The following is an 11,947-nucleotide window of genomic DNA, read 5'->3' as shown; positions in this document are numbered from 1 at the left end:
CCACCATCCGGGCGGCGGCCCGCCCGCAGGCCGCCGCATCGCCGCCCGGCTATTTTTGCGCTGAATCAACCCGAATTTCGCTTGAAACCCGTATAACCATCCTCATCTTGGTGTTAATCGAAAATTGGAGGTCTCGCCAAATGAGAATCGACAAGCTCACCACCAAGTTCCAGGAAGCACTCGCGGACGCGCAAAGCCTCGCGGCAGGCCGCGACAATCAATACATCGAACCCGTTCACGTGCTGGCGGCGCTGGTCGCTCAGCAGGACGGCTCCGCCCGCTCGCTGATGTCGCGCGCGGGCGTGCACGTACAGGCGCTGCAAGGCGCGCTGAACGAAGCCATCTCGCGCCTGCCGCAAGTAACGGGCACGGGCGGCGACATCCAGATCGGCCGTGAGTTGGCCGGGCTGCTGAACCAGGCCGACAGGGAGGCGCAGAAACTCAACGACACGTTCATCGCGAGCGAGATGTTCCTGCTCGCGGTCTCCGACGACAAGGGCGAAGCCGGCAAGCTTGCGCGCCAGCACGGCCTCACGCGCAAGGCGCTCGAAGCCGCGATCGCCGCGGTGCGCGGCGGCTCGCAGGTGCACAGCCAGGACGCCGAAAGCCAGCGCGAGGCGCTGAAGAAATACACGGTCGACCTGACCGAGCGCGCCCGCGCGGGCAAGCTCGATCCGGTGATCGGCCGCGACGATGAAATCCGCCGTTCGATCCAGATCCTGCAGCGCCGGACCAAGAACAACCCGGTGCTGATCGGCGAGCCGGGTGTCGGCAAGACGGCGATCGTCGAAGGGCTCGCGCAGCGCATCGTCAACGGCGAAGTGCCCGAGACGCTGAAGGGCAAGCGCGTGCTGTCGCTCGACATGGCCGCGCTGCTCGCCGGCGCGAAGTATCGCGGCGAGTTCGAGGAGCGTCTGAAGGCCGTGCTCAACGACATCGCCAAGGACGAAGGCCGGACGATCGTGTTCATCGACGAGATCCATACGATGGTCGGTGCCGGCAAGGCCGAAGGCGCGATGGACGCAGGCAACATGCTGAAGCCGGCGCTGTCGCGCGGCGAGCTGCACTGCATCGGCGCGACCACGCTCGACGAATACCGCAAGTACATCGAGAAGGACGCCGCGCTCGAACGCCGCTTCCAGAAGGTGCTCGTCGACGAGCCGAGCGTCGAGGCGACGATCGCGATCCTGCGCGGGCTGCAGGAGAAGTACGAACTGCACCACGGTGTCGACATCACCGACCCGGCGATCGTCGCCGCGGCCGAGCTGTCGCATCGCTACATCACCGACCGCTTCCTGCCGGACAAGGCGATCGACCTGATCGACGAGGCCGCGTCGAAGATCAAGATGGAAATCGATTCGAAGCCCGAAGAGATGGACAAGCTCGATCGTCGTCTGATCCAGCTGAAGATCGAGCGCGAGGCCGTGAAGAAGGAGCAGGACGAGGCGTCGCAGAAGCGCCTGCAGTTGATCGAGGAAGAGATCGAACGCCTCGGCCGCGAATATGCGGACCTGGAAGAGATCTGGACTGCCGAGAAGGCTGCGGTGCAGGGCAGCGCGCAGCTCAAGGAAGAGATCGAGAAGGTGCGGGCGGACATCGCGCGCCTGCAGCGCGAAGGCAAGCTCGAGAAGGTCGCCGAGCTGCAGTACGGCAAGCTGCCGCAACTCGAGGCGCAGCTGAAGCAGGTCACGCAGGCCGAAGAGCAGGAGCAGCACAACCCGACGCGTCCGCGTCTGCTGCGCACGCAGGTCGGCGCGGAAGAAATCGCGGAAGTCGTGTCGCGCGCAACCGGAATTCCGGTGTCGCGGATGATGCAGGGCGAACGCGAGAAGCTGCTGCACATCGAGGAAAAACTGCACGAACGCGTGGTCGGCCAGGACGAGGCGATCAGCGCGGTGGCGGACGCGATCCGTCGTTCGCGCGCGGGTCTCGCCGATCCGAACCGCCCGTACGGCTCGTTCCTGTTCCTCGGCCCGACGGGGGTCGGCAAGACCGAGCTGTGCAAGGCGCTGGCGTCGTTCCTGTTCGATTCGGAAGAGCACCTGATCCGCATCGACATGAGCGAGTTCATGGAGAAGCACAGCGTCGCGCGGCTGATCGGTGCGCCGCCGGGCTATGTCGGCTACGAGGAAGGCGGCTACCTGACGGAAGCCGTGCGCCGCAAGCCGTACAGCGTGATCCTGCTCGACGAGATCGAGAAGGCCCACCCGGACGTGTTCAACGTGCTGCTGCAGGTGCTCGACGACGGCCGCATGACCGACGGGCAGGGGCGCACGGTCGACTTCAAGAACACGGTGATCGTGATGACGTCGAACCTCGGCTCGCAGGTGATCCAGGCCATGACGGGCTCGCCGCAGGAAGAGATCAAGGACGCCGTGTGGCTGGAAGTGAAGCAGCACTTCCGCCCCGAGTTCCTGAACCGGATCGACGACGTCGTCGTGTTCCACGCGCTCGATCGCAGCAACATCGAATCGATCGCGAAGATCCAGCTCGCGCGCCTGCACGACCGGCTCGCGAAGCTCGACATGGCGCTCGACGTGTCGCCCACCGCGCTCGAACAGATCGCGAAGGTCGGCTACGATCCGCTGTTCGGCGCGCGGCCGCTGAAGCGCGCGATCCAGCAGGAGATCGAGAATCCGGTCGCGAAGCTGATCCTCGCGGGCCGCTTTGGCCCGAAGGACGTGATCCCGGTCGACGTCAGCGACGGCACGTTCGTGTTCGATCGCGTCGTGCACTGATCGCCGGTGATCGGCCGCACGCCCGGTTCGCGCCGGGCGCGCAAAAACAAACACCCCGCTCAGGCGGGGTGTTTGCATATGGGGCGGCCGAAACCGCCGTCGAGGCGGTCAGCCGGCGCGCTGCGGGCTCAGGCCTGCTTGCTGCCGCCGAACATGCCGGCGAGCTGCGTGAGCGTGCCGAGCACGTTCGACGTATCGACCTGGCCGCCGGCCGGCACTTCGCCGTTCGGCGTCGCGCCGTTGACGACGTGCGGCAGCACCTGCGCGAGGATCGACGATGCCTGAGACGGATCGATGCCGACCTTGCTCGCCAGCGAGCCGACGACGTCGGAACCGAGCACGTTCTGCAGCGTGTCGGCCGAGATCGGCTGGTTTTCGCCGTTACCGACCCACGAGCCGATGATGTCGCCGGCGCCGCCGGCCTTGAACTTCTCGATCAGCCCGTTCAGGCCGCCCGGCTGGTTGTTGATGAATTCGAGCGCCGTCGTGATGAGCGCGCTTTGCGAGTTGCCGCCGGCCTGGCCGCCGATCAGACCGCCAACGATGTCGAGGAGACCCATGGTTCTTCACCTTTACTGAAAAGGGCGCCGCAACGACGGCGCCCGTTGATCGAATGCCGCGCGCACGCGATCGCGCGCGTGGCGCATATCAGGCGCCCGACGCCGCGGCGGCGGAGGCTGCCTTGTCCTTCTTGCTCTTCTTCTTCGAGCCCTTCGTCGCCTTCGTGGACGACGCTGCGGCCGGCGCGCTCGCTCCCGCATCGGCGGATGCCGCTGCGGCCGCGGCTGCCTTTTCCTTCTTCGACATGCGCTTGCTCTTGGCCGGCTTGGTCGCTGCTTCGGGGGCGCTCGCGGCCGGGGCCGTCGCCGTCGTGCCGGCCGTTGCGGTAGTCGACGTCGATGTCGACGTCGTGGCCGACGTGGTCGCCGACGTCGTCGCGGCCGGCTTCGACAGCTTCACGCCCTTCGGCGGCGTCGACGAGCCGCCGATCGTCAGGCCGTTTTCCTCGAGATGCCCGACCGACTTCGTGCCGAGACCCTTCACGCGGTTCGCGAGATCGTCCGCGTCCTTGAACGGGCCGTTCTTGGTGCGTTCGTCGATGATCGCCTTCGACTTCACGGGCCCGAGGCCCTTCACCGATTCGAGCGCGGCCTGGTCGGCCGTGTTGACTTCGACGGCCGCGGCGATGCCGGCGGCGAGCGACAGCGACAGCGCGACGAACAGCATCAGCAGCTTTTTCAGCATGGCAAAGGCTCCCTGGTTCTGACGGATGAATGGCTGTTGCAACGGACGGCGGGGCGAGACCTGGCCGGGCGTCGCCGTTAAGCATAGGACAAATGCGTGCCCTTTTTAAGACAGGCTGACTGAATCTTGCTGAAGGCTTGCGTCGCTGTAAAGACAGAAAGCCGAGTCGGGCGGCGGTTTTGACCATTCTTTACGGTGTTCGCGGCGGTGATTTCGGATTGTCGTGGCTGGCCATTCGACAACGCTTGACTTAGAGTGAACTCTAACTCCTAACCTTGATCCTGCCATGTCGAAAACCGTATCCAGACCTTCCGCCGCCGGTCCGCTGACGATCGGGCAAGTCGCCGAACTGACCGGCGTGTCGACGCATACGCTGCGGTATTACGAGCAGGCCGGCCTGCTGCGCGCGATTTCACGCACGGCGGCGGGGCACCGGCTCTATGCGCCGGCCGACCTCGACTGGCTTGCCTTCGTGATGCGCCTGAAGGCGACCGGCATGCCGATTGCGCAGATGCAGCAGTTCGCGGCGCTGCGTGCGCAAGGCGAGTCGACGTTCGGTGCGCGGCGCAACTTGCTGGCCGCGCATCGCGACGCGGTGCGCGCGCATATCGCGGAACTGCAGGCGAGCCTCGACGCGATCGGCGACAAGATCGCGTACTACGAGGCCAAGGAGCGCGAGACGGAACGACGGGCGAACGCTACTCATTCACTCTTGGAACAGGACGGACACCATGGATCGACTCGTTGAAGATCGCTACACGCGCGGCTGGAACAAGCTGAAGGAAATCGACGGCGAAGTGGGCGAACGCGTGATCGCGGCGCTTGCGCCGATCGCGCCGGACTTCGGGCGGCTGCTCGTCGAGTTCGGCTTCGGCGACATCTACAGCCGGCCGCAGCTCGACCTGAGGGCGCGCGAGATCGCGACGATCGCGGCGCTGGCCGCGCTCGGCAACGCGCAGCCGCAACTGAAGGTGCATGTCGAGGCGGCACTGAACGTGGGCTGCACGCGCGACGAGATCGTCGAGGTGTTCATGCAGATGGCCGTCTACGCAGGTTTCCCGGCCGCGCTGAACGCGCTGTTCGCCGCGCACGAGGTGTTCGCGCGGCGCGACGAAGCGGCGGGTGAGGCCGGGAAAGCAGGCGAAGTGGCCGCGCAGGCCGCGTGATGGCGGTCGCGCCGGCTCGTCACGCGCGGTGCGGCGCGACGATCCGGTGTTTCGCGATCCGCCGGTACAGCGTCGCGCGCGAGATGCCGAGCGCCTGCGCGGCCGCGTCAGGCCGCCAGCGATGCGCGGTGAGCGCCGCGACGATGCGGCCGCGTTCGTCGTCCGGCAGCGCGCCGCCGGCCGGGCCGGCGCCGAGCTGCGCGGCGAGATCGGCCGGCAGGTCGCGCCGCGTCACGCGGGCGGCATCGCACACCGCGCACGCATAGCGCAGCACGTTGCGCAGTTGCCGCACGTTGCCGGGCCAGGGATACGCGGCGAGTTGCTCGGCGAGCGACGTGTCGAGCGTGAGCACGTGGCCGGTCGCCTGTGCTTCCTCGGCGAATACCGCGGCGATCACGTCGCGCACGTCCGCGCGCTCGCGCAGCGGCGGCAGTTCGAACGTCGCGCCGCTCAGCCGGTAATACAGATCCTCGCGGAACGTGCCGTCGGCCACCATGCGCGCGAGATCGCGGTGCGTCGCGCAGATCACGTCGAGATCGACGCGCACGGGCGTATCGCTGCCGAGCGGCACGACCTCGCCGTCGGCGAGCACGCGCAGCAGGCGCGTCTGCAGCGTGAGCGGCATGTCGCCGATTTCGTCGAGGAACAGCGTGCCGCCGTCGGCAAGCGCGATCTTGCCGCGCGCGCCGTGCTTGCGCGCACCGGTGAACGCACCTGCCGCATAGCCGAACAGCTCGCTTTCGATCAGCGCCTCGGGCAGCGCGCCGCAGTTGACCGCGACGAACGGCCGTGCGCGTCGCGCACCGGCGTCGTGGATCGCGCGGGCGAATACTTCCTTGCCTGCGCCGGTTTCGCCGAGTACGAGAATCGGCAGCCGCTTGCTCGCGACACGCAGCGCGAGTTCGGCCTGCTGCGCGACGCGCGCGTCGCTGCTGTGCAGGAACGGCGTCAGGGCGCCGACGTGGCGCTGCGCGGTGCCGGGGCGGCGCGATGCCGTGCCGGTTTCGCGGCCGGCGCGCCGTAGCGGCGCGCGCAGCCGCGCATAGAGCGGGGCACCCGTCGCGCGCAGCCGCAGCGCGACGATCGCGTCGAGCCGCGCGGCGTCGCGCAGCGGCATCTCGGTTGCGTCGAAGATCTCGTCGATATGGCGCGGTTCGCGCAGCGCCGGCAGCGCGTCGCGCGCCTGCCGGTTCGCGGCGACGATGTTGCCGCACTCGTCGAACGCGATCAGCCATTCGGGCTGCGCCTCGACGTAGTGACGATTCGGATGCCCGAACAATATCCAGTATTGCGCGGTGCTGTGCACGAAATAGCCGTCCTCGATCAGCGCCGCGCTCTGCCGCACGAGCTGGTACACGAGACGCTGGCTGTCGCGGCCGTCCGGCGACTGGACGGCCGACGCGTCGAGCACGCCGATCAGTTCGCCGCCCGGCGCGAAGATCGGGGCCGCGCTGCAGGTGAGCGTGGTGAACGCCGCGCGGAAGTGGTCGGTCTTGTGCACGGTGATCGGCGCGAGATCGGTCAGCACGCTCGCGACCCCGCAGGTCCCTTCCTCGCTTTCGGACCAGCACGAGCCGATGTGCAGCCCCGCATGTCGGAAGTCGTTGCGGCGTTCGCGGTCGATCCGGTAATCGATCGTCACGCCGTGCGCGTCGGTCAGCATCACGCAGTAATCCGCGACGCGAATCATGTCGTGCAGGCGCGTCAGGCACTGGCCCGACGCGCGCAGGAAGGCTTCCTCCTTGTCGCGCACCTCGCGCAGCTCGGCCGCGGTCAGCACGCGCGGGCCGATCGACGACGCGGGGTCGAGCGCGTAGCGCTCGAGCGAGCGCTGCCACGACGACACGAGACGCGCGGAATCGGCAGGCGCGGGCAGGCGTCCGGCGAGCGCGCCGAGCACACGGTCGGCGTGCTGGGCCTGGGGGACGGCGTAGGGCATGGTCGGCTCCGGTTCCGTACGACGGGGAATTCGATGTTCTTGTAGCACATCCGCCTGCGCGGATCACATTGCATCGCAGCACGCGCGCGGCGTGAGACGTTCGTCTCAGCGGCATCTCAGCCGGTCTCGCGCGATTGAGACGCGCGGGCATGCCGCGCGCGATGGTGGCCCACGTCATGGTGTCGCGCGCCGCGCCGCGATACGCGTGGCTTGCCGGCCGACGCGCAATCCGGATGAAGGTGCCGAAGCCGGTGCGCCGGGACATCGACGGCGTGAGACGCACGGGCGGTTTCGCGGAGCGTCGGGCTGTCAAGGAGGCAGATGTCGCTGATCGGCATGTCCGCAGAGCCAGTCCGCACGCGGGTTCCGTGGTCATCGCACACACGGTGGCACGCCGCTTGCAGATGTCATGGGCAAGCCCGGCGCGGTCGCGTCGGGTGCGATGATCCGCTGCCCTCGATGACGGCGGACGACACATGCAGGGCCGGCGCGAGCGCCGGTCCACTGGATGGAGACAAGCCCGTGACGACGCCCGTGACCGTCGGCGTGATCGCGAACCCCGCATCGGGGCGCGACATTCGCCGCCTGACGACGCATGCATCCGTGTTCCCGACGGCGGAAAAGGCCAACATGGTCGTGCGCCTGCTCGCCGGCCTCGGCGCGATGGGCGTCGAGCGCGTGCTGACCTTACGCGACAAGACGGGCATCGCGACGCTGCTGATGCGTGCGCTCGATACGCATCGCGCGGTCGCGCCGCACGAACGCTGGCCCGACGTCGAATTCGTGGACCTGCCGATCTCCGATACCGTCGCCGACACGCACGCCGGCGCCGCATACATGCACCGGATGGAAGTCGCGCTGATCGTCGTGCTCGGCGGCGACGGCACCCATCGCGCGGTCGCCGCGCATTGCGGCGCGACGCCGCTCGTCGCGCTGTCCACCGGCACCAACAACGCGTTTCCCGAACATCGCGAGGCGACCGTCGCGGGCGTCGCGGCCGGACTCGTCGCGACCGGCGCCGTGCCGGCCGAGGTCGCGTTCGCGCGCAACAAGCGGCTCGTCGTGCGCTGCGGGGCGGGCCCGAACGCGGGGCGCGAGGAGATCGCGCTCGTCGACGTGTGCGCGGCCCGCCAGCGCTTCATCGGCGCGCGCGCGATCTCGGGGCCTGACGACATCGACACGCTCTATCTGACTTTCGCGGAGCCGGACGGCATCGGCCTGTCCGCGCTCGGCGGCGCGTGGGCACCGCTCGAGCGCAGCGCGCCGCACGGGCTCGCGATGCGTTTCGCCGCCGATGGCAAGACCGCCGGCACGCCGCTCGTCGCGCCGATCGCACCCGGCCGCGTCGATCGCGTCGTGATGCGCAGCTGCGAGCGGCTCGAGCCGGGTGCGTGGCAGACGATCCCGTTCGAACACGGCACGCTCGCGTTCGATGGCGAGCGCGAGATCGAGGTCACGCGCGGCGACCGCTACGAGATCGCGCTCGACTGGCGCGGGCCGCTGACCGTCGATGTCGGCCGCACGCTGCGTTACGCGTCGTCGCGGCAGTTGCTGCGCGATGCCGGCGCGTGGCGCGGCTGACGCCGGCTTCACGTTTCACCGACGGCCGGGCCGTCGTGCAATCCGTCGCCGGGGCGTTGCCGCGGCGGCATTCGCAGTCAGACCTATCAAGGAGACACACATGACCGTTTCGACACAGCTCAGCAGGGACACGCTGCTGGATGCGTATCGGCTGATGCGCACGATCCGCGAATTCGAGGAGCGCCTGCACGTCGAGTTCGCGACCGGCGAAATCCCCGGCTTCGTTCACCTGTACGCGGGCGAGGAGGCCTCCGCGGTCGGCACCATGTTGCACCTCGGCCTTGAGGACTATGTCGCCACCACGCACCGCGGGCACGGCCACTGCATCGCGAAAGGCGTCGACGTGCACGGGATGATGGCCGAGATCTACGGAAAGAAGACGGGCGTTTGCCACGGCAAGGGCGGTTCGATGCACATCGCCGACCTGTCGATGGGGATGCTCGGCGCGAACGGGATCGTCGGCGCGGGCGGCCCGCTCGTGTGCGGCGCGGCGCTCGCGGCCAAGCACAAGAAGACGGGCGGCGTCGGGGTGTGCTTCTTCGGCGACGGTGCGTCGAATCAGGGCGTGATCTTCGAATCGATGAACCTTGCGTCGGTGTGGCGGCTGCCGGCGATCTTCGTGGCAGAAAACAACGGTTATGCGGAAGCGACGTCGTCGAGCTGGTCGGTCGCGACCGACAACATCGCCGACCGCGCGAACGGCTTCGGGATGCCGGGCGTGATCGTCGACGGCTTCGACTTCTTCGCGGTGCACGAAGCGCTCGGCGAAGCTGTCGCACGCGCACGCAACGGTGGCGGCCCGACGCTCGTCGAAGTGAAGTTCACGCGCTATTTCGGTCACTTCGAAGGCGACGCGCAGACCTATCGCGCGCCGGGCGAAGTACAGAAGCTGCGCGACGAGAAGGACTGCCTGAAACATTTCGAGACGCGCGTCGTGCGTGCCGAGGTGCTGACGACCGACGAACTGCGCGCGGTCGATGCGCAGGTGAAGGCGCTGATCGACGACGCGGTCGCGCAGGCGAAGGCCGCGCCGCTGCCCGACGCGGCCGATTTGCTGACCGACGTGTACGTGTCGTACCCGTGAGCGCGATGTGACACAGCGGCCACCGGCCTGCAGCCGGCACGGCGAACCCAATATTCCAGGAGACGGACATGGCAAGGAAGATCACTTATTCGCAGGCGATCAACGAGGCGCTCGCGCAGGAAATGGCGCGCGACGACAGCGTGATCGTGATGGGCGAGGACAACGCGGGCGGCGCGGGCGCGCCGGGCGAGGATGACGCATGGGGCGGCGTGCTCGGCGTGACGAAGGGGCTGTTCCACAAGTTTCCGGGCCGCGTGCTCGATACGCCGCTTTCGGAAGGCGGCTACATCGGCGCGGCGGTCGGCGCGGCCGCGTGCGGGATGCGGCCCGTCGCGGAGCTGATGTTCATCGATTTCATGGGCGTGTGCTTCGACCAGATATTCAATCAGGCCGCGAAGTTCCGTTACATGTTCGGCGGCAAGGCCGTGACGCCGGTCGTGATTCGCGCGATGTACGGCGCCGGCCTGCGCGCGGCCGCGCAGCATTCGCAGATGCTCACGTCGCTGTTTACGCACATCCCGGGGCTGAAGGTCGTGTGCCCATCGACGCCTTACGACGCGAAGGGGCTGCTGATCCAGTCGATCCGCGACAACGATCCCGTGATCTTCCTCGAGCACAAGCTTCTCTACACGCGCGAAGGCGATGTGCCTGAGGAATCCTATGCGATTCCGTTCGGCGAGGCGAACATCGTGCGCGACGGCGATGACGCGACGATCGTCACCTATGGCCGCATGGTGCACCTCGCGACCGACGCGGCCGCGAAGCTCGCGAAGGACGGCATCCAGGTCGACGTGATCGACCTGCGCACGACGTCGCCGCTCGACGAGGAAACGATCCTCGAAAGCGCGGAGCGCACCGGGCGCGTGGTGGTGGTCGATGAAGCGACCCCGCGCTGCTCGATCGCGACCGACATCGCCGCGCTCGTCGCGCGGCGCGCGTTCCGATCGCTCAAGGCACCGATCGAGCTCGTGACCGCACCGCACACGCCCACGCCGTTCGCCGGCGTGCTGGAAGACCTTTACATCCCATCCGCCGACGCGATCGCGCAGGCGGTACTGAAGACGAGGAGCTGACACGATGTCGATTCACATGATCACGATGCCCAAGTGGGGGCTGTCGATGGAGCAGGGGCAGGTCAACGGTTGGCTGAAGGCGATCGGCGAACGCGTGACGAAGGGCGACGAAGTGCTCGACGTCGAGACCGACAAGATCTCGTCGGGCGTCGAGTGCGCGTTCGACGGCACGCTGCGCCGACAGGTCGCGCAGGAGGGCGAGACGCTGCCGGTCGGTGCGCTGCTCGGCGTGGTGGCCGCGGCCGAGGCAAGCGATGCCGACATCGACGCGGCGATCGCCGAATTCCAGCGCGATTTCGTGCCGGCCGCGGCCGCCGACGACGCGTCGGGTCCGCAACCCGAGAAGGCGCCGATCGGCGGACGCACGGTCCGGTTCCTGAAACTCGGCGACGGGTCGGGTACGCCTGCGGTGCTGATCCACGGCTTCGGCGGGGACCTGAACAACTGGCTGTTCAACCACGCGGAGCTGGCCGCGCATCGGCCCGTGTGGGCGCTCGACCTGCCCGGGCACGGCGAGTCGGGCAAGGCGGTCGACACGGGCAGTCTCGACGAACTGGCCGACGCGGTGCTCGCGCTGCTCGACGCGCAGCACATCGATCGTGCGCATCTGATCGGGCATTCGATGGGCGGCGCGGTCGCGATGGCCGCGGCCGAACGCGCGCCGCAACGCGTCGCGTCGCTGACGCTGATCGCGAGCGCGGGGCTCGGCACCGATATCAACCGCGCCTATATCGACGGCTTCGTCGCCGGCAACAGCCGCAACACACTGAAGCCGCACCTCGGCGCATTGTTCGCCGACGACGCGCTCGTCACGCGGCAACTGGTCGAGGATCTCGTCAAGTACAAGCGGCTCGAAGGTGTGCAGGCCGCGCTGGAGAAGATCGCGAACGCCGCGTTCGACGGCGCGTCCCAGCGGCGCGTGTTCCGCGACCGCGTCGAGGCGCTCGCGCCGCGCACGCTCGTGATCTGGGGCGAGCGCGACGAGGTGATTCCGGCGCAGCATGCGCAGGGCTTGCCGGACGGCGTGCGGGTCGAGGTGATCGCCGGCAGCGGCCACATGGTGCAGATGGAGGCGGCTGCCGACGTGAACCGCTTGATCGTCGCGTTTCTCGGAGACTGAC

General features: G+C 68.1%; 10 protein-coding genes. 7 read left to right on the top strand and 3 right to left on the bottom strand.

Going from position 1 to position 11,947, the window contains the following annotated elements:
• The first annotated feature begins 140 nt into the window (after positions 1-140).
• Positions 141-2,738, top strand: a complete 2,598-nt coding sequence (gene clpB, locus DIE08_RS22175; RefSeq protein WP_124903581.1) for an ATP-dependent chaperone ClpB — start codon at positions 141-143, stop codon at positions 2,736-2,738.
• A 128-nt stretch (positions 2,739-2,866) separates the two neighbouring features.
• Here clpB and DIE08_RS22170 read toward each other — a convergent pair whose 3' ends face one another.
• Positions 2,867-3,298: a YidB family protein gene (locus tag DIE08_RS22170; protein ID WP_059604306.1), complete on the bottom strand. Its 432-nt coding sequence runs from the start codon at positions 3,296-3,298 to the stop codon at positions 2,867-2,869.
• An 88-nt stretch (positions 3,299-3,386) separates the two neighbouring features.
• Positions 3,387-3,983 (bottom strand): helix-hairpin-helix domain-containing protein, encoded by a 597-nt coding sequence (locus DIE08_RS22165; protein ID WP_124903579.1) that lies wholly within the window; start codon positions 3,981-3,983, stop codon positions 3,387-3,389.
• Between the two features lie 286 nt (positions 3,984-4,269).
• Between DIE08_RS22165 and DIE08_RS22160 the strand changes: the two genes are divergently transcribed.
• Positions 4,270-4,731, top strand: coding sequence for a MerR family transcriptional regulator (locus DIE08_RS22160; RefSeq protein ID WP_124903577.1), 462 nt, complete (start codon positions 4,270-4,272; stop codon positions 4,729-4,731).
• The gene (locus tag DIE08_RS22155; protein ID WP_124622620.1) at positions 4,715-5,149 is read left to right on the top strand and encodes a carboxymuconolactone decarboxylase family protein; all 435 of its coding nucleotides are present in this window, start codon (positions 4,715-4,717) and stop codon (positions 5,147-5,149) included. Before DIE08_RS22160 ends, DIE08_RS22155 begins: the two co-directional genes overlap by 17 nt.
• 19 nt (positions 5,150-5,168) lie before the next feature.
• Here the strand turns inward: DIE08_RS22155 and DIE08_RS22150 are convergent, their stop codons facing one another.
• Positions 5,169-7,088, bottom strand: a complete 1,920-nt coding sequence (locus DIE08_RS22150) for a sigma-54-dependent Fis family transcriptional regulator (RefSeq protein WP_124903575.1) — start codon at positions 7,086-7,088, stop codon at positions 5,169-5,171.
• Positions 7,089-7,610: 522 nt separating this feature from the next.
• Between DIE08_RS22150 and DIE08_RS22145 the strand changes: the two genes are divergently transcribed.
• From DIE08_RS22145 to DIE08_RS22130, 4 genes are all read left to right on the top strand, one after another.
• Positions 7,611-8,669 (top strand): ATP-NAD kinase family protein, encoded by a 1,059-nt coding sequence (locus tag DIE08_RS22145; RefSeq protein WP_059604320.1) that lies wholly within the window; start codon positions 7,611-7,613, stop codon positions 8,667-8,669.
• Between the two features lie 100 nt (positions 8,670-8,769).
• A complete protein-coding gene (locus tag DIE08_RS22140) occupies positions 8,770-9,753 on the top strand; it encodes a thiamine pyrophosphate-dependent dehydrogenase E1 component subunit alpha (protein ID WP_059604323.1) in 984 nt (327 codons plus the stop codon).
• A gap of 68 nt (positions 9,754-9,821) precedes the next feature.
• A complete protein-coding gene (locus DIE08_RS22135; RefSeq protein WP_059604326.1) occupies positions 9,822-10,826 on the top strand; it encodes an alpha-ketoacid dehydrogenase subunit beta in 1,005 nt (334 codons plus the stop codon).
• A 4-nt stretch (positions 10,827-10,830) separates the two neighbouring features.
• Positions 10,831-11,946 (top strand): acetoin dehydrogenase dihydrolipoyllysine-residue acetyltransferase subunit, encoded by a 1,116-nt coding sequence (locus DIE08_RS22130; protein WP_124903573.1) that lies wholly within the window; start codon positions 10,831-10,833, stop codon positions 11,944-11,946.
• Position 11,947: the final 1 nt, after the last annotated feature.

Origin of the sequence: Burkholderia sp. Bp9004, assembly GCF_003858025.1 — a bacterium.
GTDB lineage: Bacteria > Pseudomonadota > Gammaproteobacteria > Burkholderiales > Burkholderiaceae > Burkholderia > Burkholderia diffusa.
This window is presented reverse-complemented; position numbering and strand designations above follow the sequence as displayed.

Excerpts from the sequence above, each read along its gene's own strand:
- DIE08_RS22170 (WP_059604306.1), bottom strand. The coding sequence starts at position 3,298 with ATGGGTCTCCTCGACATCGTTGGCGGTCTGATCGGCGGCCAGGCCGGC.
- DIE08_RS22150 (WP_124903575.1), bottom strand. The coding sequence starts at position 7,088 with ATGCCCTACGCCGTCCCCCAGGCCCAGCACGCCGACCGTGTGCTCGGC.
- DIE08_RS22135 (WP_059604326.1), top strand. The coding sequence starts at position 9,822 with ATGGCAAGGAAGATCACTTATTCGCAGGCGATCAACGAGGCGCTCGCG.
- DIE08_RS22155 (WP_124622620.1), top strand. The coding sequence starts at position 4,715 with ATGGATCGACTCGTTGAAGATCGCTACACGCGCGGCTGGAACAAGCTG.
- DIE08_RS22160 (WP_124903577.1), top strand. The coding sequence starts at position 4,270 with ATGTCGAAAACCGTATCCAGACCTTCCGCCGCCGGTCCGCTGACGATC.
- DIE08_RS22130 (WP_124903573.1), top strand. The coding sequence starts at position 10,831 with ATGTCGATTCACATGATCACGATGCCCAAGTGGGGGCTGTCGATGGAG.
- clpB (WP_124903581.1), top strand. The coding sequence starts at position 141 with ATGAGAATCGACAAGCTCACCACCAAGTTCCAGGAAGCACTCGCGGAC.
- DIE08_RS22140 (WP_059604323.1), top strand. The coding sequence starts at position 8,770 with ATGACCGTTTCGACACAGCTCAGCAGGGACACGCTGCTGGATGCGTAT.
- DIE08_RS22165 (WP_124903579.1), bottom strand. The coding sequence starts at position 3,983 with ATGCTGAAAAAGCTGCTGATGCTGTTCGTCGCGCTGTCGCTGTCGCTC.